At 68.0% G+C, this 21,424-nt stretch carries 20 protein-coding genes; 19 read left to right on the top strand and 1 reads right to left on the bottom strand.

Translation table 11 applies throughout. The annotated features are described in order from the left end of the window. Window positions 1-103 precede the first annotated feature (103 nt). Complete coding sequence (locus DIE17_RS06700) at window positions 104-592, top strand: MarR family winged helix-turn-helix transcriptional regulator (protein ID WP_124520432.1); 489 nt, start codon at window positions 104-106, stop codon at window positions 590-592. 175 nt (window positions 593-767) lie between these two features. Beyond that, window positions 768-2,330 (top strand): DHA2 family efflux MFS transporter permease subunit, encoded by a 1,563-nt coding sequence (locus tag DIE17_RS06695; RefSeq protein ID WP_124486794.1) that lies wholly within the window; start codon window positions 768-770, stop codon window positions 2,328-2,330. Window positions 2,331-2,396: 66 nt separating this feature from the next. Here the strand turns inward: DIE17_RS06695 and DIE17_RS06690 are convergent, their stop codons facing one another. Then, window positions 2,397-3,323, bottom strand: a complete 927-nt coding sequence (locus DIE17_RS06690) for a LysR family transcriptional regulator (protein WP_044845196.1) — start codon at window positions 3,321-3,323, stop codon at window positions 2,397-2,399. A 139-nt stretch (window positions 3,324-3,462) separates the two neighbouring features. Here DIE17_RS06690 and DIE17_RS06685 point away from each other — a divergent pair, with 139 nt between their 5' ends. The 17 genes from DIE17_RS06685 to DIE17_RS06605 all read left to right on the top strand — a co-directional run bounded on the left by DIE17_RS06685 (window position 3,463) and on the right by DIE17_RS06605 (window position 21,344). After that, window positions 3,463-3,939: a CidA/LrgA family protein gene (locus DIE17_RS06685; RefSeq protein WP_044845195.1), complete on the top strand. Its 477-nt coding sequence runs from the start codon at window positions 3,463-3,465 to the stop codon at window positions 3,937-3,939. A 13-nt stretch (window positions 3,940-3,952) separates the two neighbouring features. Next, window positions 3,953-4,675, top strand: a complete 723-nt coding sequence (locus tag DIE17_RS06680) for an LrgB family protein (protein ID WP_124920758.1) — start codon at window positions 3,953-3,955, stop codon at window positions 4,673-4,675. A gap of 200 nt (window positions 4,676-4,875) precedes the next feature. After that, on the top strand, window positions 4,876-5,412 hold the full coding sequence (gene fliL / locus DIE17_RS06675; protein ID WP_124486793.1) for a flagellar basal body-associated protein FliL: 537 nt from the start codon (window positions 4,876-4,878) through the stop codon (window positions 5,410-5,412). 22 nt (window positions 5,413-5,434) lie between these two features. Continuing rightward, window positions 5,435-6,433, top strand: a complete 999-nt coding sequence (gene fliM, locus DIE17_RS06670) for a flagellar motor switch protein FliM (RefSeq protein WP_124486792.1) — start codon at window positions 5,435-5,437, stop codon at window positions 6,431-6,433. Beyond that, window positions 6,426-6,917 (top strand): flagellar motor switch protein FliN, encoded by a 492-nt coding sequence (fliN, locus tag DIE17_RS06665; RefSeq protein ID WP_124486791.1) that lies wholly within the window; start codon window positions 6,426-6,428, stop codon window positions 6,915-6,917. Before fliM ends, fliN begins: the two co-directional genes overlap by 8 nt. Next, window positions 6,914-7,474, top strand: coding sequence for a flagellar biosynthetic protein FliO (gene fliO, locus DIE17_RS06660; protein WP_124520431.1), 561 nt, complete (start codon window positions 6,914-6,916; stop codon window positions 7,472-7,474). Before fliN ends, fliO begins: the two co-directional genes overlap by 4 nt. Window positions 7,475-7,510: 36 nt before the next feature. Beyond that, a complete protein-coding gene (gene fliP / locus DIE17_RS06655; protein ID WP_124520430.1) occupies window positions 7,511-8,272 on the top strand; it encodes a flagellar type III secretion system pore protein FliP in 762 nt (253 codons plus the stop codon). 16 nt (window positions 8,273-8,288) lie between these two features. Continuing rightward, window positions 8,289-8,561: a flagellar biosynthesis protein FliQ gene (fliQ, locus tag DIE17_RS06650; RefSeq protein ID WP_006750427.1), complete on the top strand. Its 273-nt coding sequence runs from the start codon at window positions 8,289-8,291 to the stop codon at window positions 8,559-8,561. A gap of 29 nt (window positions 8,562-8,590) precedes the next feature. After that, window positions 8,591-9,382: a flagellar biosynthetic protein FliR gene (gene fliR / locus DIE17_RS06645; RefSeq protein WP_124520429.1), complete on the top strand. Its 792-nt coding sequence runs from the start codon at window positions 8,591-8,593 to the stop codon at window positions 9,380-9,382. A 134-nt stretch (window positions 9,383-9,516) separates the two neighbouring features. Further along, window positions 9,517-10,521 carry an ABC transporter substrate-binding protein gene (locus tag DIE17_RS06640; protein ID WP_044845245.1) on the top strand — a complete coding sequence of 335 codons (1,005 nt, stop codon included), beginning with the start codon at window positions 9,517-9,519 and terminating at the stop codon, window positions 10,519-10,521. Between the two features lie 115 nt (window positions 10,522-10,636). Next, entirely contained in the window at window positions 10,637-11,434 is a 798-nt protein-coding gene (locus DIE17_RS06635) for an ABC transporter ATP-binding protein (RefSeq protein ID WP_044845187.1), read from the top strand. Between the two features lie 24 nt (window positions 11,435-11,458). After that, on the top strand, window positions 11,459-12,316 hold the full coding sequence (locus tag DIE17_RS06630; RefSeq protein WP_124520428.1) for an ABC transporter permease: 858 nt from the start codon (window positions 11,459-11,461) through the stop codon (window positions 12,314-12,316). Between the two features lie 76 nt (window positions 12,317-12,392). Next, window positions 12,393-13,760: a sensor histidine kinase gene (locus DIE17_RS06625; RefSeq protein ID WP_044845186.1), complete on the top strand. Its 1,368-nt coding sequence runs from the start codon at window positions 12,393-12,395 to the stop codon at window positions 13,758-13,760. A 106-nt stretch (window positions 13,761-13,866) separates the two neighbouring features. Then, complete coding sequence (locus tag DIE17_RS06620; RefSeq protein ID WP_044845185.1) at window positions 13,867-14,544, top strand: response regulator; 678 nt, start codon at window positions 13,867-13,869, stop codon at window positions 14,542-14,544. Window positions 14,545-14,800: 256 nt separating this feature from the next. Further along, on the top strand, window positions 14,801-15,931 hold the full coding sequence (locus tag DIE17_RS06615) for a porin (protein WP_124486784.1): 1,131 nt from the start codon (window positions 14,801-14,803) through the stop codon (window positions 15,929-15,931). A 359-nt stretch (window positions 15,932-16,290) separates the two neighbouring features. After that, a complete protein-coding gene (locus DIE17_RS06610; RefSeq protein WP_124520427.1) occupies window positions 16,291-18,309 on the top strand; it encodes a site-specific DNA-methyltransferase in 2,019 nt (672 codons plus the stop codon). Further along, window positions 18,309-21,344, top strand: coding sequence for a type III restriction-modification system endonuclease (locus tag DIE17_RS06605; protein ID WP_124486780.1), 3,036 nt, complete (start codon window positions 18,309-18,311; stop codon window positions 21,342-21,344). Before DIE17_RS06610 ends, DIE17_RS06605 begins: the two co-directional genes overlap by 1 nt. Window positions 21,345-21,424: the final 80 nt, after the last annotated feature.

Raw genomic sequence — 21,424 nt, 5'->3', positions numbered from 1 at the left:
CGTCGTAACTGGTTGCCTGAAATAATATTGACTAAGCAATCATTTTTCAAGATACTGGGCGCGTTTTGACCTGAAACGCACTGTTGCTGCGCGCGCAATTCGCATGAACGGCGGCCTCTACGATCCCGACACCATCGCACTGGAAACGAGCCTCGGTTATTACCTGACCAAGGCCCGGCAGGCGCTCGTCGAGCGAATGGACCGCGCACTCGAGCCGTACGACCTCACCGCGCAGCAGATCGGCGTGATCCTGCTGCTGTCGCGCGGTTATGCGCGCACGCCGTTCGAGCTGTCGCGCAAGATGTCGTACGACAGCGGTTCGATGACCCGGATGCTCGACCGCCTCGAGCGCAAGGGCCTGGTCGCGCGCTCGCGCAGCGAACAGGACCGCCGCGTGATCGAGCTGACGCTGACCGAGCGCGGCGCCGACGCGGCCCGCGCGCTGCCGTCGCTGATCGCGACCGCGTTGAACGCGCAGCTCGCCGGTTTCTCGGCCGACGAACTCGCGCTGCTCACCGGCCTGCTGCAGCGGTTCATCGCCAACGGGCCCGGCGACGGCGGCTGCCCGAAGCCCGACGAACCGGATTGCTGAGCGCGGGAGGCCCGATGTCTAGGTTAAGCATTCGCTTATTTCTCTGTCTGGGCAGAAGATGACGAGGCACGTGCTCCATCTCTCCCCTCACCCGTTCCACCCGTCCGGGCCGCGCGATAGGGTGCGCCCGTGTGTTGTGCCGGCGCGCTGCGCGCGTCGCGTCTAGGAGATTCCGATGTCCGCCACCACGGCATCCGCCGCGCCACCTGCCGCCCAACCCGCGCCGCTCACCGGCGGCGCGCTCGCGCTCCTCACCGTCGGGCTCGCGCTCGGCACCTTCATGGAAGTGCTCGACACGTCGATCGCGAACGTCGCGGTGCCGACCATCTCGGGCAGCCTCGGCGTCGCGACGAGCGAAGGCACGTGGGTGATCTCGTCGTATTCGGTCGCGTCCGCGATCGCGGTGCCGCTGACCGGCTGGCTCGCACGGCGGGTCGGCGAGGTGCGCCTGTTCACGCTGTCGGTGCTCGCGTTCACGATCGCGTCGGCGCTGTGCGGCCTCGCGGAGAACTTCGAGACGCTGATCGCGTTCCGGCTGCTGCAGGGCCTCGTGTCCGGGCCGATGGTGCCGCTGTCGCAGACGATCCTGATGCGCAGCTATCCGCCCGCGAAGCGCGGGCTCGCGCTCGGGCTATGGGCGATGACGGTGATCGTCGCGCCGATCTTCGGCCCGTTGCTGGGCGGCTGGATCAGCGACAACTACACGTGGCCGTGGATCTTCTACATCAACCTGCCGATCGGGATCTTCTCGGCGGCCTGCGCATACTTCCTGCTGCGCGGCCGCGAGACGAAGACGACGAAGCAGCGGATCGACGCGATCGGCCTCGCGCTGCTCGTGATCGGCGTATCGTGCCTGCAGATGATGCTGGACCTCGGCAAGGACCGCGACTGGTTCAACTCGAGCTTCATCGTCGCGCTCGCGCTGATCGCGGTCGTGTCGCTCGCGTTCATGCTCGTGTGGGAGGCGACCGAGAAGGAACCGGTGGTCGACCTGTCGCTGTTCAAGGACCGCAACTTCGCGCTCGGCGCGCTGATCATCTCGTTCGGCTTCATGGCGTTCTTCGGCTCGGTCGTGATCTTCCCGCTGTGGCTGCAGACGGTGATGGGCTACACGGCCGGCAAGGCCGGCCTCGCGACCGCGCCGGTCGGGCTGCTCGCGCTGGTGCTGTCGCCGCTGATCGGGCGCAACATGCACCGGCTCGACCTGCGGATGGTCGCGAGCTTCGCGTTCATCGTGTTCGCGGGTGTATCGGTCTGGAATTCGACGTTCACGCTCGACGTGCCGTTCAACCACGTGATCCTGCCGCGGCTCGTGCAGGGGATCGGCGTCGCCTGCTTCTTCGTGCCGATGACGACGATCACGCTGTCGAGCATCTCCGACGAGCGGCTCGCGAGCGCGTCCGGGCTGTCGAACTTCCTGCGCACGCTGTCGGGCGCGATCGGCACCGCGGCCAGCTCGACGTTCTGGGAGAACGATGCGATCTATCACCACGCGCGGCTGTCGGAATCGGTGAGCATCTACGCGCAGAGCACGACCGACTACCAGGGCGCGCTCGCGCAGCTCGGGATCGTCGGGCAGACGGCCAACGCGCAGCTCAACCAGCTCGTCACGCAGCAGGGCTTCATGATGGCGACCAACGACTTCTTCCATCTGTCGGCGGGCGTGTTCATCGCACTCGCGGCGCTTGTGTGGATCACGAAGCCGAGGAAAGGCGCGGGGCCGGCGATGGGGCATTGAACGCGCGGCGGGCCGCGCCGGCCTCCGCCCGTTCGTCGTATCGCTGCGCCGCCCGCGCCGCGCGCCTCACTCCCTCGCCCGCAACCCGCCGAAGGCCAGATCGTCGCCCGACGCGATCGGCAGCGTCGCCCGCGCGACGTCGAGCCACGCCCGCGCCGCGTGCGACAGGTAACCCTTCTTCAGCCAGCCGAGCGCGATCGCCCAGGTGATCTCCGGCTCGACGATCGGCCGGCACGTGAACTGCCGCGCATCGAGCCGCCGGCAGTACGGCTCCGGCAACAGCGCGATGCCGACCCCCGCGTGCACCAGCGCGGCCATGAAATCCCAATGACCGCTGCGGCTCACGATCGACGGCGTGAAGCCGGCCTGCCGGCACGCGTCGAGCACCGCGTCGTGCAGCGCGAGGCTTTCCGCGTAGAACACGAACGACTCGCGCGCCAGATCGGCGAGCGGCACGGCCGTGTGATCCTCCCAGCGCGACTCGCGCGGCGCGACCAGCCACAGCGGCGCGCGCACCATCGGCAGTCGCTCGAACGTGGCCGGATCGACCGGCTCCAGCAGCCCGCCGAGCTCGAGCTCGCCCGACATCAGCGCGGCCTCGATCATCCGCGCGCCCTGCTCGAACAGCTTCAGCTCGATGTTCGGATAACGCTGCTTGTACGCGGCGATGATCGGCGTGAACAGCGACCCGCCGAGCGGCGGAATGCCGATCGTCAGCTCGCCGCGCCCGAGCGTGCCCAGATCCTTCAGTTCCGACTGCAGCTGCGCCTGCGCGGCGAGCACGTCCTGGCCGCGCTGGAACACGATCCGCCCCGCGTCGGTCAGCACCATCTGCCGGCCGTCGCGCAGCAACAGCGGCGAGCCGATCTCGTCCTCGAGCGCCTTCACCATCTTGCTGATGGTCGGCTGCGTGACGAACAACCGGTCGGCGGCCGCCGTGAAGCTCTGCTGACGGACCACCTCGACGAAGTACCGCAGCGCGCGCAATTCCATCGATGACTCCCCAAGTTGGTGCAACGAACCAAGCTGAATTCCGAATTGGAATGACAAGGATAGAGACAAGTCATTTTATTTATGGTTAGGGGAAACCCTATACTCACACCATCAACGCAACATCTGTATGGAGCCCGCCATGACCAAGCCGACCGCCACTGCCGCCGCCCGCCCCGCCGCTGCGGGCAACGTTGCGCGTACGGGCCGGATCGTGCTGCAGGCCACCGCGCTCGGCGTGCTGTGGATGGCGGTCGACTGGGCCGTGCGCGCGGTCGGGCTGCCGGTGCCGTCCGGCGTCGTCGGCCTCGCGGTGCTGCTCGCGCTGCTGTTCTCGGGCCGGGTCGCGCCCGCGTGGGTGAAGGACGGCGCGAACTGGCTCCTGTCCGACATGCTGCTGTTCTTCGTGCCGGCCGCTGTCGCGGCCGTCCAGTATGGCGGGCTGTTCCGCGAGGACGGCTGGCGCATCGCGCTGGTCATGCTCGCCGGCACCGCGTTCGTGATGGTCGCGGTGGCGGTGGCGGTCGACCTCGCCGCGAAGCTCGAGCGCCGGCTCGCCGCGCAGCGCGTGTTCGCCGAGCGCCGCCGTGCGCGCCTCGCGACCGCGTCGGCCCACTGAGCCGGAGCCTGCGATGCTTGCGCTGCTGTCGAACCTGTCCGCCGACCGCGTGAATACCGCGATCTCCGTCGGCTGCTTCGTGCTGACGGTCGTCCTGTATTTCGTGTCGAAGCGGCTCTACGCATACAGGAAGACGCTGCTGTTCTCGCCGCTCGTGTTCGTGCCGGGCGTGCTGGCGCTGCTCGTCGTGCTGACCGGCATCCCGTATTCGGTCTACTTCCGCGACACGCGCTGGCTGATGTGGCTGCTCGGCCCGGCGACGATCGCGTTCGCGGTGCCGATCTACGAGTATCGCGACCTGATCCGCCGCCACTGGCTGTCGCTGTCGGTCGGCGTCGCGGTCGGGATCGGTGCCGGCGTGTGCGGATCGCTGCTGCTCGCGAAGCTGCTGCACCTGTCGCCCGAGCTGCAGCGCTCGCTGATGACGCGCTCGGTGTCGACCCCGTTCGCGCTCGCCGTTTCCGACAAGATCCATGCGCCGAAGGATCTCACCGCGCTGTTCGTGATCGCGACCGGCATCTGCGGGATGCTGCTCGGCGAGATCGTGCTCGCGCTGGTGCCGATGCGCACGCGGGTCGCGCGCGGCGCGCTGTTCGGCGCGGCCGCCCACGGCGTGGGCACGGCGAAGGCGCGCGAGATCGGCAGCGAGGAAGGCGTCGTGTCGAGCCTCACGATGATGATCGCGGGCGTGGCGATGGTGCTGATCGCGCCGCTGCTGTCGCTGCTGCCGATCTGACGATGCGCGGGCGGGTGCCGCCGCCCGCCCTTCCCGCCTGAAGGCCCGGATGCCCGCCGGTCGCCCGCCTCACCGCTCGCAGACGCCGTTTTCCCGCCGCTCGTACCCTGCATCGAGCCGACACCCGGCCGACAATCGGCTGAGATAGCCGCAATTCCCCCCTCTTTTCCGCCCATCGGGCTCGGCCCGGATGCCGAACAATGCATGCTACGAGACATCACGCACGCATTCACATGGCCTCCACGACCGCAAACCCGACTGCCGACAAGCCGGCCTCGTCCGGCAAGTTCAAGCGCATCGCGCTCATCGCCGTCATCGCGCTGGGCGCAGCGGCCGCCGCCGCGGGCGGCATGTACGTGTTCCTGAGCAAGACCGGCGTCGGCCATGCGAGCGCGCCCGCCGAACCGGCGCCGCTGGCAGCCCCGGTGTTCTTCCCGCTCGACCCGCTGACCGTCAACCTGCAGTCGGACGACGGCGTGCAGCACTACCTGCGCGTCGGCCTGTCGCTGAAGCTCACCGACCCGAAGGCACAGGAGCAGCTGACCGCGCGCATGCCGGAGACCCGCAGCCGGATCCTGCTCGCGCTGTCGAACAAGCATCCCGAGGATCTCGCGACGCCGGACGGCAAGCGTTCGCTCGCGAAGGAGCTGCGCGAGCTGATCGAACAGCCGACGCAGCCGGGCAACCAGCGCGCGAAGGTCGACGACGTGCTGTTCACCGAATTCGTCGTCCAGTAACGCGGCCGGAAAAGGAGCGCGCATGGGCCACCAGGAGTTCATGTCCCAGGAGGAGGTCGATGCCCTCCTCAAGGGCGTCACGGGCGAAACCGACGCAATCGACGAGCAGCGCGATACGTCGGGCGTCCGCCCCTACAACATCGCGACGCAGGAGCGGATCGTCCGCGGCCGGATGCCCGGCCTCGAGATCATCAACGACCGCTTCGCGCGCCTCTTGCGGATCGGCATCTTCAACTTCATGCGGCGCACGGCGGAAATCTCCGTGAGCCAGGTGAAGGTGCAGAAGTACAGCGAGTTCACCCGCAACCTGCCGATCCCGACGAACCTGAACCTGGTGCACGTGAAGCCGCTGCGCGGCACGTCGCTGTTCGTGTTCGACCCGAACCTCGTGTTCTTCGTCGTCGACAACCTGTTCGGCGGCGACGGGCGTTTCCACACGCGCGTCGAGGGCCGCGACTTCACGGCCACCGAGCAGCGGATCATCGGCAAGCTGCTGAACCTCGTGTTCGAGCACTACACGACCGCGTGGAAGAGCGTGCGGCCGCTGCAGTTCGAATTCGTGCGCTCGGAGATGCACACGCAGTTCGCGAACGTCGCGACGCCGAACGAGATCGTGATCGTCACGCAGTTCTCGATCGAGTTCGGGCCGACGGGCGGCACGCTGCACATCTGCATGCCGTACTCGATGGTCGAGCCGATCCGCGACGTGCTCGCGTCGCCGATCCAGGGCGAGGCGCTCGAAGTCGACCGCCGCTGGGTGCGCGTGCTGTCGCAGCAGGTGCAGTCGGCCGAGGTCGAGCTGAGCGCGGATCTCGCCGAGATCCCGTCGACGTTCGAGAAGATCCTGAACCTGCGCGCGGGCGATGTGCTGCCGCTGGAGATCGCGGACACGATCACCGCGAAGGTCGACGGCGTGCCGGTGATGGAGTGCGGCTACGGCATTTTCAATGGTCAATATGCGTTGCGCGTACAGAAGATGATCAGCGCGGGCGACACGATGAAGGAAGGTGGATATGAGTGAGCTGAACCCGACGACCGAACTCGACCCGCAGGCACTCGCCGACGCGGCCCTCGCGGAATCGGCCGCGGCCGTGCAGGCAGCACCCGCCGCCGCGGAAGAGGATTCGGGCATTGACGACTGGGCTGCCGCGCTCGCCGAGCAGAACCAGCAGCCGGTGCAGGCGGGCGCGACCGGCGCCGGCGTGTTCCAGCCGCTGTCGAAGGCCGCGGCCAGCTCGACGCACAACGACATCGAGATGATTCTCGACATCCCGGTCAAGATGACCGTGGAGCTCGGCCGCACCAAGATCGCGATCCGCAACCTGCTGCAGCTCGCGCAGGGGTCGGTCGTCGAGCTCGACGGCCTCGCCGGCGAGCCGATGGACGTGCTCGTGAACGGCTGCCTGATCGCGCAGGGCGAGGTCGTGGTGGTCAACGACAAGTTCGGCATCCGGCTGACCGACATCATCACGCCGGCCGAACGGATCCGGAAGCTGAATCGATGAAAGTCGTGACGTCCGGCCGCCGCGCGCGCCTGTTCGCGATCGCGGCGGCGGCTGCCGTTGCCGCGTCGCTTGCGTGCGCGCCGGCCGGCGCCGCCGACATGAACGCGGTGAACAACGCCGGCGCCATCGCATCGAGCGTGACGGTCGGCTCGGCCGTGCCGTCGCTCGGCGTCGGCGCGGTGCTGCAGACGCTCGTCGGGCTCGCGGTCGTGATCGGCCTCGTGTTCGGCTGCGCGTGGCTCGCGCGCCGCTTCGGGTTCCAGCCCGCGCGGCGCGGTGGCCCGCTGAAGGTCGTGTCGAGCGTCGCGCTCGGCGCGAAGGAAAGCGCGACGATCGTCGAGATCGGCGACACCTGGCTCGTGCTCGGCGTCGCGCCGGGCAACGTGCGGCTGCTGCATACGCTGCCGGCCGGCTCGGCGGCGGCCACCGCGACGGCCGAGGCACCCGCCGGCGGCACCGCAACCGGCGGCGGCCAGCCCGGCACGTTCGGCGCGCGGTTTCGCGACGCGCTCGCGGGCGAAGCCGCGAAGCGCTTCGGACGCGGCAAGGACCGCTGACATGGCGTCGCGCCCTCTTTCCGTACTCGCATTCCGATGAAACACGAATTCCTGCGTCGCGCGGCGCGCTTCGCGCCCGTGCTGATCCTCTGCGCCGCCCCGGCGCTCGCGTGCGCGCAGGCGGCCGGCCTGCCCGCGTTCAACACCAGCCCGGGCCCGAACGGCGGCACCACCTATTCGCTGAGCGTGCAGACGATGCTGCTGCTCACGATGCTGTCGTTCCTGCCGGCGATGCTGCTGATGATGACGAGCTTCACGCGCATCATCATCGTGCTGTCGCTGCTGCGCCAGGCGCTCGGCACCGCGACGACGCCGCCGAACCAGGTGCTGGTCGGCCTCGCGATGTTCCTCACCTTCTTCGTGATGTCACCGGTGCTCGACCGTGCGTACGCCGACGGCTACAAGCCGTTTTCCGACGGCTCGATGCCGATGGAGCAGGCCGTGCAGCGCGGCGTCGCGCCGTTCAAGACCTTCATGCTGAAGCAGACCCGCGAGACCGATCTCGCGCTGTTCGCGAAGATCTCGAAGGCCGCGCCGATGCAGGGCCCGGAAGACGTGCCGCTGTCGCTGCTGGTGCCCGCGTTCGTCACGAGCGAGCTGAAGACCGGCTTCCAGATCGGCTTCACGATCTTCATCCCGTTCCTGATCATCGACATGGTCGTCGCGAGCGTGCTGATGTCGATGGGGATGATGATGGTGTCGCCGTCCACCGTGTCGCTGCCGTTCAAGCTGATGCTGTTCGTGCTGGTCGACGGCTGGCAGCTCCTGATCGGCTCGCTCGCGCAGAGCTTCACGTAAGCGGAGGACGCGCACGATGACACCCGAACAGGTGATGACGCTGGCGCACCAGGCGATGATGGTCGGCCTGCTGCTGGCCGCCCCGCTGCTGCTGGTCGCGCTCGCGGTCGGCCTCGTCGTGAGCCTGTTCCAGGCCGCGACGCAGATCAACGAATCGACGCTGTCGTTCATCCCGAAGCTGCTCGCGGTGGCCGCGACGCTCGTGATCGCCGGCCCGTGGATGCTGACGACGATGCTCGACTACCTGCGGCAGACGCTGCTGCACGTCGCGACGCTCGGCGCCGGCTGAGCGGCGCGTCCGGCTTTCGTTCCCCCCCGATGTTCTCGGTTACCTACGCGCAGCTCAACGGCTGGCTGACGGCCTTCCTGTGGCCGTTCGTGCGGATGCTCGCGCTCGTCGCGACGGCACCCGTGGTCGGCCATGCGGCCGTGCCGGTGCGCGTGAAGATCGGCATCGCCGCGTTCCTGGCGCTGGTCGTCGCGCCGACGCTCGGCGCGATGCCGGGCGTCACGGTGTTCTCCGCGCAGGGCATCTGGATCGTCGTCACGCAGTTCCTGATCGGCGTTGCGATGGGCTTCACGATGCAGATCGTGTTCGCGGCCGTCGAGGCGGCCGGCGACTTCATCGGCCTGTCGATGGGGCTCGGTTTCGCGACCTTCTTCGACCCGCATTCGAACGGCGCGACGCCGGCGATGGGCCGCTTCCTGAATGCGATCGCGATGCTCGCGTTTCTCGCGGTGGACGGCCACCTGCAGGTGTTCGCGGCGCTGGCCGCGTCGTTCCAGACGCTGCCGGTGTCGGCCGACCTGCTGCACGCGCCCGGCTGGCGCACGCTCGCCGCGTTCGGCGCGACCGTGTTCGAGATGGGGCTGCTGCTCGCGCTGCCGGTCGTCGCGGCGCTGCTGATCGCGAACCTCGCGCTCGGGATCCTGAACCGCGCGGCGCCGCAGATCGGCATCTTCCAGATCGGCTTTCCGGTCACGATGCTGGTCGGGCTGTTGCTCGTGCAACTGATGATCCCGAACCTCGTGCCGTTCGTGTCGCATCTGTTCGACATGGGGCTGGATGCGATGGGGCGGGTGTTGCTCGGCTGGCGCCAGGCCGCTTGAGCCGCCGATTGCTGGAAAACCCCTAAAGGAACCGCCACCCCGCGAAAGGTTGCAGAAGGTTTCGCCTTCCTATACTCGTCAGGACGATGCAGCAAGCATCGCGCCATACGAATACAACGAAGGAGACGACCCCGATGCGACCCATCCTGCGCACCCTCGCCGTGGCAGCCAGCCTGAGCTGCGCGCTCGCCGCTCACCCCGCTTTCGCCGACGACGGCGGCAAGATCACGATCATGGTCGGCGGGATCGCGAAGCTGATCTACCTGCCCGCGCGGCTCACGCAGGAGCTCGGCAACTTCAAGGCCGAAGGGCTCGACGTCGAGCTGCTGTCGCAGCCGGCCGGCGTCGACGCCGAGAACGAGCTGCTGGCGGGCGCCGTGCAGGGCGTCGTCGGCTTCTACGACCACACGATCGACCTGCAGAGCAAGGGCAAGGACGTGAAGGCGATCGCCGTGTTCGGCCAGGTGCCGGGCGAGGTCGAGATGGTGTCGACCAAGGCGGCACCCACTTTCAAGTCGATGGCCGACGCGAAGGGCAAGACGCTCGGCGTGACGGGCCTCGGCTCGTCGACGAGCTTCCTCACGCAATATCTCGCGCTGCAGCACGGCGTGCCGTCGACGCAGTACACGATGCTGCCGGTCGGCGCCGACGCGAGCTTCATCGCCGCGATCAAGCAGGGCCGCATCGACGCCGGGATGACGACCGAGCCGACGGTGTCCGCGCTCGAGAAGATGGGCGACGCGAAGGTGCTGGTCGACCTGCGCACGCTGGAAGGCACGCGCGCCGCGCTCGGCGGCACCTATCCGGCCGCGAGCCTGTACGTGCAGTCGGCGTGGGCCGATTCGCACAAGGCCGAAGCCACCAAGCTCGCGCACGCGTTCGCGAAGACGATGCAGTTCATCCACACGCACAGCGCCGAGGAAATCGCCGCGAAGATGCCGGCCGACTACCAGAAGGACAAGGCGCTGTACGTGTCCGCGCTGAAGGCATCGCTGCCGATGTACACCGCCGACGCGAAGATGCCGGCCGACGGCCCGGCGACCGTGCTGAAGGTGCTGTCGGCGTTCAACCCGTCGGTGAAGGGCAAGCACATCGACCTGGCGCGCACCTACACCAACGATTTCGTGAACGCGAAGTAATCGATCTCGGCGCCGGCGGCGGCGATCCCGCCGCCGCGCGTTCCCCGTTCCGGCCCGGCTGACCGGCCCGGCGCCGCCACGATGCGGCGCCCTCATCACCCGCAGGACGAATGCGATGACCCAGGCAGTTTCTCCGAGCACACCGGCGATCGAGTTTCGCAATGTGTCGTGCCGCTTCATTTCGCCGGAAGGCAAGGCCACCGTCGCGCTGCGCGACTTCAGCATGAGCGTCGCGCGCGGCGAGTTCATCGCGATCGTCGGGCCGACCGGCTGCGGCAAGTCGACCACGCTGAACCTGATCACCGGGCTGTTGAAGCCGGCTTCCGGCGAGGTGCGCGTGATGGGCCGCCCGGTCGACGGGATCGATCCGCGCATCGGCTTCGTGTTCCAGGCCGACGCGGTGTTCCCGTGGCGCAACGTGATCGACAACGTCGCGGCAGGCCCGCTGTTTCGCGGCCGCTCGAAGGACGTCGCCTACGCGCAGGCCGAGGAATGGATCCGCAAGGTCGGCCTCGACAAGTTCACGAAACACTACCCACACCAGCTCTCCGGCGGGATGCGCAAGCGCGTCGCGCTCGCGCAGACCTTCATCAACCAGCCGGAAATCCTGCTGATGGACGAGCCGTTCTCCGCGCTCGACATGCAGACGCGCACGCTGATGCAGGACGAGCTGCTGCAGCTGTGGTCCGCGAACAAGGGCTCGGTCGTGTTCGTCACGCACGATCTCGAGGAGGCGATCGCGCTCGCCGACCGCGTGTTCGTGCTGACCGCGCGCCCCGCGACGCTCAAGCGCGTGTACGAGATCGACCTGCCGCGCCCGCGCGTCACGTCGGAGATTCGCTACGACACGCGCTTCATCGAAATTTCCAAGGACATCTGGCACGACCTGCGCGAAGAAGTGCAGATCGGCTGACAGCAGCAAGGACAGGACAGGAGCATGACCGACATGACGCTTCCCCCCACCGCCATTCCGGCAACGTCGCTCGAGGACGAGTCGCGTGCCGCTCAAACCCGGCTGCGCCGCCGCCGGCAACTGATCATCGGCCTGCGGATCGCCGTGCTCGTCGTCGTGCTGGGCGGCTGGGAACTCGCCGCGCGCCTGAAGTGGATCGATCCGTTCTTCTTCTCGCAGCCGACGCTGATCTTCGCGCAGCTCCAGGACTGGTTCGCGAACGGCACGTCGCAAGGGCCGCTGCTTACGCAGGTCTGGGTGACGCTCGAGGAAACCACGATCGGCTTCCTGATCGGCTCGGTCGCCGGCGTGCTCTGCGGGATCGTGCTCGGCCGCAACAAGCTGATGTCCGACGTGTTCGGCCTCTATATCCAGATCGCGAACTCGATCCCGCGCGTCGTGCTCGGCTCGATTTTCGTGATCGCGCTCGGCCTCGGCATGGCGTCGAAGATCGCGCTGGCCGTCGTGATGGTGTTCTTCGTCGTGTTCGGCAACGCGTTCCAGGGCGTGCGCGAAGCCGACCGCTACCTGATCGCGAACGCGCAGATCCTCGGCGCGTCGCGCCGGCAGATCACCACGTCGGTCGTGATTCCGTCCGCGCTGTCGTGGATTCTCGCGAGCCTGCACGTGAGCTTCGGCTTCGCGCTGGTCGGTGCGGTCGTCGGCGAATTCCTGGGTTCCAAGCAGGGCATCGGCCTGCTAATCTCCACCGCCCAGGGCGCGTTCAACGCGAGCGGCGTGTTCGCGGCGATGATCGTGCTGGCCGTGGTCGCGCTGGCCGCCGACTATCTGCTGACCTGGCTCGAGAAGCGCTTGCTCAAGTGGCGCCCCGCCGCGTTCTGAGCAACGCACGCATCATCGAATGACACGCCCGAACCGCGCCGGTTACCCCGGCGCGGTTCGGCATTGAGGAGACGGAATGGCGCACAGCCTGCGCGGGCGGCTCTTGTGGTGGCTGCTGCTGCCGCTCGCGGCTTTCGTGCTGATCGCGGGCGCGATGTCGTACGACACCGCGCGGCGCACGGCCGGGCTCGTACAGGACAGCGCGCTCGTCGCGTCCGCGCGCACGATCGGCGAGGACGTCGAATGGCGCAACGGGCGGCCGGCGGCCGACGTGCCGCCGGCCGCGCTGGAGATCTTCGAATCGCCGTCGGGCGATTCGGTGTTCTACAAGGTAATCGACGGCCACGACCGGCTGCTCGCGGGCAACCCGGCGCTCGCGGTGCCCGGGCGGCACGGGGTCGAGCCGACGCTGTACGACACGTCGCTCGACGGCGTGCGGCTGCGCGCGGCCGCCTACGACCGCCAGCTGTACGACGAGGGGCAGATCGAGACGGTCACGGTGATCGTCGCGAAGACGACGCGCTCGTACGACGCGATGGTCGCGACGATCTGGCGGCCGCAGCTCGTGCGCCTGTCGCTGATGCTGGTGCTCGCGATCGTGCTCGTCTATCTCGGCCTCACGCTCGAGCTGCGCCCGCTGATGAAGCTGAAGGACGACGTCGCCGACCGCGGGCCGATGGAACTGGAGCCGATCCGCCCGGAGCGGCTGCAGCACGAGCTGCGGCCGATCGTCGACGCGATCAACCAGTGCATCGCGCGGCTCAATACGCACACGGCCACGCAGCGCCGCTTCATTGCCGACGCCGCGCACCAGCTGCGCACGCCGATCGCGGTGCTCGACACGCAGATCCAGTACGCGCAGCAGCGCGACCATGACGATCGCGAGCTGGCGTCGGTGCTCGACAGCATGCAGCGCAGCAGCCGCAAGATGGCCGACGTGACCGACAAGTTGCTGCTGCTCGCGCACGCGGAAGCGACGCCGTCGACGCTGCTCACGCATCGCGTCGATCTCGCGGCCGTCGTGTCGAGCGTGCTCGAGGAAACCATCGTGCTCGCGCAGCAGCGCGACATCGACCTCGGCGCCGATCTCGGCGAACGGCTCGACGTCGCGGGCAGCGACAGCCTGCTGACCGCGCTGGTGATGAACCTCGTCGACAACGCCGTGCGCTATACGCAGCCGGGCGGCTGCGTGACGGTCGCGGCACGGCGCGACGGCGCCGCGGTCGTGCTGGAGGTGGTCGACAACGGCCCCGGCATTCCGGCCGAAGCGCGGCCGCACGTGTTCAAGCGGTTCTACCGCGTGTCGGCCGACACCGAAGGCTCGGGCCTGGGCCTCGCGATCGTCCGCGAGATCGCGCAGGCGCACGGCGGCAGCGCGTCGCTCGCGCCGGGCCCCGGCAATCGCGGTATCGTCGTGACCGTGCGGCTGCCCGCGTACGATTGAAGAGTGCGCCCAAACCTGTCGCTGCGCGCCAGGCCCCCCAAGGGGACTACCTGCCGGGCGGGAAACTTGGGGCGGCCCGACGTTTCCTTGAAGAGATGAAGTCGCCATGAAACTCCTGCTGGTCGAAGACAACGCCGAACTCGCGCACTGGATCGTGAACCTGCTGCGCGGCGAGGATTTCGCGGTCGACTGCGTCGGCGACGGCGAGCGCGCCGATACCGTGCTGAAGACCGAGCGCTACGACGCGGTGCTGCTCGACATGCGGCTGCCTGGCATCAGCGGCAAGGAAGTGCTCGCGCGATTGCGGCGCCGCAACGACAACGTGCCGGTGCTGATGCTGACCGCGCACGGCTCGGTCGACGACAAGGTCGACTGTTTCGGCGCGGGCGCCGACGACTATGTGGTCAAGCCGTTCGAATCGCGCGAGCTGGTCGCGCGGATCCGCGCGCTGATCCGCCGGCAGGCCGGCGTCGGCACGACGCAGCTCGTGTGCGGCGATCTCGTCTATGCGTTCGGCACGCGTGAATTCCGCTGCGGCGACACGGTGCTCGCGCTGCGCCGCCGCGAGCATGCGATTCTCGAAACGCTGATGCTGCAGCAGAACAAGACGGTATCGAAGGCGCGGCTGATGGACAGCGTGTTCGCGCTCGACGACGAGCCGAGCGCGGATGCGATCGACATCTACATCCACCGGCTGCGCAAGCATCTCGCGCTCAGCACGGCCGAGATCATCACGCTGCGCGGGCTCGGCTATATCCTGCGCGCGAAGACCGCGCAGGACTGACGGCGCGGCCCGCGGCATCGATTCGCAGCACGTAACGTTGTTTTGGCAGCCCGCGGGCTGCCCGCCTGCCCGATTCCCGATTATTGCGATTTCGGTGTTTTCACCGATCCGATTCTTTCCTCCGGGAAAGCGGCGTGAAGGATTGCCCCCTCTACGATGCTATGCGTCGACCCTCTCGCTGTGGTCGGCAACAATCGGCATACATTACGTACTGCCAACAAACAGATTTCAATGCGGCAGCTCGGAGGAGACGATCTTGAAACGAAAAACCCTTGCCCTTTCCATCGCGGCGGCAGGCCTGTGCGCCGGCACCCAGGCGCAGGCGCAGTCGAGCGTGCAGCTTTACGGCCTGATGGACCTGAGCTTTCCGACCTACCGGACCCACGCCGACGCCAACGGCAACCATGTGATCGGCATGGGCAACGAAGGCGAGCCGTGGTTCAGCGGCAGCCGCTGGGGCCTGAAAGGCGCCGAGGACATCGGTGGCGGCACGAAGATCATCTTCCGCCTCGAAAGCGAATTCGTGGTCGCGAACGGCCAGATGGAAGACGAGGGCCAGATCTTCGACCGTGACGCCTGGGTCGGCGTCGAGGACGAGCGCTTCGGCAAGCTGACGGCCGGCTTCCAGAATACGATCGCGCGCGACGCGTCGGCGATCTACGGCGACGCGTACGGCTCCGCGAAGCTGACGACCGAGGAAGGCGGCTGGACCAACTCGAACAACTTCAAGCAGATGATCTTCTACGCGGCCGGCCCGACCGGCACGCGCTACAACAACGGCGTCGCGTGGAAGAAGCTGTTCAGCAACGGTATCTTCGCGAGCGCCGGCTACCAGTTCAGCAACTCGACCTCGTTCGCGACCGGCTCCGCATACCAGGTCGCGCTCGGCTACAACGGCGGGCCGTTCGCCGTGTCGGGCTTCTACAACCACGTGAACCACAACGGCTTCAGGAACCAGACGTTCTCGGTCGGCGGCGACTACGCGTTCAGCATCGTGCGCCTGAACGCCGGCTACTTCCGCTACAACGGCGACCAGGGCGCGCTCGGCCAGCGCCACGACGATTCGTGGACCGTGTCGATGAAGATCGCGCCGAAGGGCGCGCTCGACTACGAGCTCGGCTATCAACAGATGCGCATCAAGAACGCCGCGTACAACGCCGACGGCTTCACGCCGAACGCGAACCTCGGCGCGTTCAGCCTGACCAACGGCGTCGGCAACGGCTTCAAGGAGACGATCTATGGGTCGGTGTTCTACCACCTGAGCAAGCGCACCGAGGTGTATCTGGCCGGCGACTACATGAAGCTGCATGGCGGCTACAAGGTGTCGTCGACGTTCGGCGCGAAGAACCAGCTCGAACTGACGTCGGGCATCCGCACGCGCTTCTGACCCGAGGGCCGGTCATCCGGGCGGGGCCCGCCGGGCTCCGCCACACCCTCCATCCGGGATTCTCCATGCTGGCACGGCGGCGCATCGCGCTGACCGTGCCCTTTTTTTCGCCTTTTTTTCGTCGCTTTTGGCCCGCGCAGCGCCCCCGGGGAACGCCGGTCGGCCGCCGCCGCGACCACCGGCCCGAAGCCGCTTGCGGCCCGTCGGGCGGGCGATCGCGGCCGATGCGCGCACGATCGCCTCACATCGGTGCTTGACCTGCGCCGACCGACTCGCTAGCGTTTCGGGTTTGCCCGGGTGGCCATTGCCGCCGGTGCCGTGAGTGCGCCCGACGTCCTGGCGCACGCGGCCGGGCTCCGATGGAAAAAACGATGCAGAAACTCGATGCGGCGAGCCCGCAGGCGATGTCGACGGATTTCACCGCCGATAACGTCGCGCGCCTGAAGGCGCTGTTCCCCGAACTCGTGACCGAAGGCCCGGACGGCGCGTCGGTCGACGTCGACGTGCTCAAGGCGCTGGTCGGCGAGCGCACCGTCGGCGACGCCGACGAGCGCTACGGCTTCCACTGGCACGGCAAGCGCAGCGCGCGCCAGGCCGCGCTCACGCCGTCGACGGGCACGCTGCGTCCGTGCCCTGCCGACAGCGTCGCATGGGACGACACGCGCCACCTCGTGATCGAGGGCGACAACCTCGACGTGATGAAGCTGCTGCACAAGAGCTACGCGGGCAAGGTGAAGCTCGTCTACATCGACCCGCCGTACAACACCGGCAGCGATTTCGTCTATCCGGACGACTTCAGCGACAGCATCCGCCACTACCTGGCGATGACGGGCCAGACCGAAGGCGGCGTAAAGCGCAGCACCAACACCGAGGCGAACGGCCGGTTCCACACCGACTGGCTGAACATGATGTATCCGCGCCTGAAGCTCGCGCACGCGCTTCTGTCGGACGAAGGGCTGATTGCCGTGCACATCGACGAGCACGAGGTGCATGCGCTCGTGCTGATGCTGCGCGAGATCTTCGGCGAGGAGAACGAGCTCGGCGTCGCCGTGTGGGACAAGCGCAACCCGAAGGGCGATGCGCGCGGCGTCGCGTACCAGCACGAATCGCTGGTGCTGTTCGCGCGCAACGCCGAGACGCTGCTCGAGCAAGCGCCGCTGAAGCGCCCGAAGCGCAACGCGCAGCGCATGCTGGATGCCGCGCACGACGCGGTGTACCGCAGCGGCAACGCGAAGGACGCGCAAAAGGCCTACCGCGCGTGGATGAAGGCGCAGACCAACCTGTCGGGCGGCGAGGTGATGTACGACCGGCTGTCGGCCGACGGGCGCGTGTACCGCCTCGTGTCGATGGCGTGGCCGAACAAGAAGAAGGCACCGGACGAGTATTTCACGCCGCTGATCCACCCGGTCACCGGCAAGCCGTGCGCGATGCCGGCGCGCGGCTGGCGCAACCCGCCCGCGACGATGCAGGCGCTGATCGAGCGCGGCCAGATCGAATTCGGTCCGGATGAAACCACGCAGCCGCAGCGGATCTACTACCTCGACGAGAACATGTACGAGAACGTGCCGTCGGTGCTGCCGTTCGCCGGCTCCGACGACGCGCTGCTGAAGACGCTCGGCATCCCGTTCGACCAGCCGAAGCCGGTCGATTTCGCGGCGGCCGTGATCGGCTGGTGCACGCGCGGCGACGACATCGTGCTCGACTGCTTCGCCGGCTCCGGCTCGACCGGCCACGCGGTGATGCAGGTGAACGCGACCGACGGCGGCGCGCGCCGCTACATCCTCGTACAGCTGCCCGAGGCGCTCGACCGCCGCGACAAGACACAGCTCGCGGCCGCCGATTTCTGCGCGAAGCTGAAGAAGCCGCTGACGCTCGCGGAAATCACGAAGGAACGCCTGCGCCGCGCAGCGCAGCAGGTCGCGCGCGACTTCCCGGAAAGCTATGGCGACCTCGGTTTCCGCGTGTACCGGCTCGATACGACCAACGTGATCGAATGGGATCCGCGCCGCGACGACTTCGACCACGCGCTGTTCGCCTCCGTCGAGCACGTGAAGACCGGCCGCAGCGAGGACGACCTGCTCGCCGAACTCACGTTGAAGCTCGGCCTCGATCTGTGCACGCCGGTCGAGCATCACCCGGTCGCGGGCAAGACCGTGCACCTGATCGGCCGCTCGATCGTCGCGTGCTTCGACGCGCGCGTCGCGCGCGACGACGCGGGCCCGCTCGCCGACGGCATCGTCGAGCTGCTCGACGCGACGGGTGCCACGCGCGACGTCACGTGCCTGTTCCGCGACAGCGGCTTCGTCGACGACGTCGCGAAGCTCAATCTCGCCGCGCTGCTCGAACAGCACGGCGTGAAGCGCGTGCGGAGCCTGTGATGCGGCTGCATTTCGAAGCGGATCTCGACTACCAGCGCGAGGCGATCGACGCCGTCTGCGACCTGTTTCGCGGCCAGGAATCGTATCGCGGCGACTTCAGCGTGCTCGCGAACGCCGCGCCCGGCACGACGGCCGCGGCGCAAGGCTCGCTCGGTTTCGCGGTGTCGGAGCAAGGCGTCGGCAACCGGCTGTCGCTGACCGACGACGCGCTCGCGCGCAACCTCGCCGACGTCCAGCTGCGCGGCGGGCTGCCGCCGTCCGGCCAGCCCGGCTCGCGCGACTTCACCGTCGAGATGGAGACCGGCACCGGCAAGACCTACGTGTACCTGCGCACGATCTTCGAGCTGAACCGCCGCTACGGCTTCACGAAGTTCGTGATCGTCGTGCCGTCGATCGCGATCAAGGAAGGCGTGCACAAGACGCTCTCGATCACCGAGGATCATTTCCGCGCGCTGTACGCGGGCGTGCCGTACGACTACTTCCTGTACGACTCCGCGAAGCTCGGCCAGGTGCGCCACTTCGCGGCGAGCGCGGCGATCCAGATCATGGTGATGACGGTCGCCGCGATCAACAAGAAAGAGATCAACAACCTCTATAAAGACAGCGAGAAGACCGGCGGCGAGAAGCCGATCGACCTGATCCGCGCGACGCGGCCGATCGTGATCGTCGACGAGCCGCAAAGCGTCGACGGCGGGCTCGAGGGGCGCGGGCGCGAAGCGCTCGCCGCGATGGCGCCGCTCTGCACGCTGCGCTATTCGGCCACGCACGTCGACCGTCACCACATGGTGTACCGGCTCGATGCGGTCGACGCGTACGAACGCAAGCTCGTCAAGCAGATCGAGATCGCGTCGGCGATCGTCGAGGATGCGCACAACAAGCCTTACGTGCGGCTCGTCGGCGTGTCGAACCGGCGCGGCGCGATCAGCGCGCGCATCGAGCTCGACGTCGCGACCGCGGCCGGCGTGAAGCGCCAGATCGTGACGGCCACCGACGGCGACGATCTCGAGCGCCTGACCAGGCGCGCGTTGTACGCGGGGCTGCGGATCGGTGAAGTGCATGCGGTGAAGGGCGCCGAGTACGTCGAGCTGCGCCATCCGGAAGGCGAGGCGTTCCTGTCGCTCGGCGAGGCGTTCGGCGACATCGACACGCTCGCCGTGCAGCGCGAGATGATCCGCCGCACGATCCGCGAGCATCTCGACAAGGAATTGCGCCTGGCCGAGCGCGGCGTGAAGGTGCTGTCGCTGTTCTTCGTCGATTCGGTCGAACGCTATCGCCGCTACGACGAGAACGGGATGCCGGTGAAGGGCGACTACGCGCTGATCTTCGAAGAGGAATATGCGCGCGCGGCGCGTGTGCCGGCCTATCGTGCGCTGTTCGACGGCGTCGACGTCGCGCTCGAAGTCGAGCGCGCGCACAACGGCTACTTCTCGATCGACCGCAAGGGCGGCTGGACCGACACGAGCGAAAGCAGCGCCGCGGCCCGCGAGAACGCGGAGCGCGCGTACGGCCTCATCATGCGCGAGAAGGAAGCGCTGCTGTCGTTCGACACGCCGCTGAAGTTCATCTTCTCGCACTCGGCGCTGAAGGAAGGCTGGGACAACCCGAACGTGTTCCAGATCTGCACGCTGCGCGACATCCAGACCGAGCGCGAGCGTCGCCAGACGCTCGGCCGCGGGCTGCGCCTCGCCGTCGACCAGGACGGCGAACGCGTGCGCGATCCGGGCGTAAACACGCTCACCGTGATCGCGACCGAGCGCTACGAGTCGTTCGCCGAGAACCTGCAGAAGGAAATCGAGGCCGATACGGGCATCCGTTTCGGGATCGTCGAGGAACACCAGTTCGCGGCGCTGCCGGTGCAGGAAGGCGACGGGCCCGCGCATGCGCTCGGCATCGAGCTGTCGCGCGTGCTGTGGACCCATCTGCACGAGCAGGGCTACGTCGACGCGCAGGGCAAGGTGCTCGACCGGCTGAAGGATGCGCTGCGCCAGAGCGCGCTCGTGCTGCCCGCGGCGTTCGAGACGCTGCGCGCGCCGATCGTCGCGACGCTGCGCAAGCTGTCGGGCCGCTTCGCGGTGCGCAATGCGGACGAGCGGCGCGCGATCGCGTTGCGGCGCGACGCGTCGGGCAAGGCCGTCGTGTTCGGCGACGACTTCCGCGCGCTGTGGGACCGCATCCGCCATCGCACCGTGTACAGCGTCGAGTTCGACAACGCGAAGCTCGTGCGCGACTGCACGGCCGCGCTGCGCGACGCGCCGGACATCGCGCGCGCGCGGCTGCAGTGGCGCAAGGCCGAGATCGACATCGGCAAGGCCGGCATCGAGGCGATCGAGGTGGCCGGCGCCGGCACGGTGCTGATCGACGAAGGCGAGCTGCCGCTGCCCGACCTGCTCACCGAACTGCAGGACCGCACGCAGCTCACGCGCCGCTCGCTCGCGACGATCCTGGCCGACAGCGGCCGGCTCGACGATTTCCGCGTGAATCCGCAGCAGTTCATCGCGCTGGCCGCCGATGCGATCAACCGCTGCAAGCGGCTCGCGCTGGTTGCCGGCATCGCGTACCGGAAGCTCGGCGAACGCCACGTGCATGCGCTCGAGTCGTTCGAGAGCGAGGCGCTGACCGGTTATCTGCGCAACCTGCGGCCGGATGCGCGGAAGTCGATCCACGAGGCCGTCGTGTGCGAGACCGACGCCGAGCGCGCGTTCGCCGATGCGCTGGAAGCGCACGACGGCGTGAAGCTGTACGCGAAGCTGCCCGCATGGTTCCGCGTGCCGACGCCGCTCGGCAGCTATCACCCCGACTGGGCGGTGCTCGCGGAGCAGGATGGCGGCGAGCGGCTGTACTTCGTCGTCGATACGCCGAATGCCGACGGCGACGTGACGAGCGAGCACGAGCGCGCGAAGCTCGCGTGCGGCGAAGCGCATTTCCGGGCGCTGGTGGACGGCGGAGCGGCCGCGCGGTTCGTGCGCGTCAGGCAGGCCGACGCGTTGTTCGAGCCTGTTGCAGCCGTCGCGCCGCTGGCGGGCGCGGGACGCTGAAACAAAGGGCGGCGACGAGCCGCCCTTTTTTCATGACGCGGGCCGCGGCGCTGCCGCGATGCTCGCGTATGAGGGAGCGA

Origin of the sequence: Burkholderia sp. Bp9099, from assembly GCF_003857805.1 — a bacterium.
Taxonomy (GTDB): Bacteria; Pseudomonadota; Gammaproteobacteria; order Burkholderiales; family Burkholderiaceae; genus Burkholderia.
The sequence above is the reverse complement of the archived record's forward strand: the minus strand, read 5'-3'. Positions and strand labels throughout refer to the sequence as shown.

Coding starts and splice junctions, on each gene's coding strand:
- DIE17_RS06700 (WP_124520432.1), top strand. CDS start 104: ATGAACGGCGGCCTCTACGATCCCGACACCATCGCACTGGAAACGAGC.
- DIE17_RS06695 (WP_124486794.1), top strand. CDS start 768: ATGTCCGCCACCACGGCATCCGCCGCGCCACCTGCCGCCCAACCCGCG.
- DIE17_RS06690 (WP_044845196.1), bottom strand. CDS start 3,323: ATGGAATTGCGCGCGCTGCGGTACTTCGTCGAGGTGGTCCGTCAGCAG.
- DIE17_RS06685 (WP_044845195.1), top strand. CDS start 3,463: ATGACCAAGCCGACCGCCACTGCCGCCGCCCGCCCCGCCGCTGCGGGC.
- DIE17_RS06680 (WP_124920758.1), top strand. CDS start 3,953: ATGCTTGCGCTGCTGTCGAACCTGTCCGCCGACCGCGTGAATACCGCG.
- fliL (WP_124486793.1), top strand. CDS start 4,876: ATGCATGCTACGAGACATCACGCACGCATTCACATGGCCTCCACGACC.
- fliM (WP_124486792.1), top strand. CDS start 5,435: ATGGGCCACCAGGAGTTCATGTCCCAGGAGGAGGTCGATGCCCTCCTC.
- fliN (WP_124486791.1), top strand. CDS start 6,426: ATGAGTGAGCTGAACCCGACGACCGAACTCGACCCGCAGGCACTCGCC.
- fliO (WP_124520431.1), top strand. CDS start 6,914: ATGAAAGTCGTGACGTCCGGCCGCCGCGCGCGCCTGTTCGCGATCGCG.
- fliP (WP_124520430.1), top strand. CDS start 7,511: ATGAAACACGAATTCCTGCGTCGCGCGGCGCGCTTCGCGCCCGTGCTG.
- fliQ (WP_006750427.1), top strand. CDS start 8,289: ATGACACCCGAACAGGTGATGACGCTGGCGCACCAGGCGATGATGGTC.
- fliR (WP_124520429.1), top strand. CDS start 8,591: ATGTTCTCGGTTACCTACGCGCAGCTCAACGGCTGGCTGACGGCCTTC.
- DIE17_RS06640 (WP_044845245.1), top strand. CDS start 9,517: ATGCGACCCATCCTGCGCACCCTCGCCGTGGCAGCCAGCCTGAGCTGC.
- DIE17_RS06635 (WP_044845187.1), top strand. CDS start 10,637: ATGACCCAGGCAGTTTCTCCGAGCACACCGGCGATCGAGTTTCGCAAT.
- DIE17_RS06630 (WP_124520428.1), top strand. CDS start 11,459: ATGACCGACATGACGCTTCCCCCCACCGCCATTCCGGCAACGTCGCTC.
- DIE17_RS06625 (WP_044845186.1), top strand. CDS start 12,393: ATGGCGCACAGCCTGCGCGGGCGGCTCTTGTGGTGGCTGCTGCTGCCG.
- DIE17_RS06620 (WP_044845185.1), top strand. CDS start 13,867: ATGAAACTCCTGCTGGTCGAAGACAACGCCGAACTCGCGCACTGGATC.
- DIE17_RS06610 (WP_124520427.1), top strand. CDS start 16,291: ATGGAAAAAACGATGCAGAAACTCGATGCGGCGAGCCCGCAGGCGATG.
- DIE17_RS06605 (WP_124486780.1), top strand. CDS start 18,309: ATGCGGCTGCATTTCGAAGCGGATCTCGACTACCAGCGCGAGGCGATC.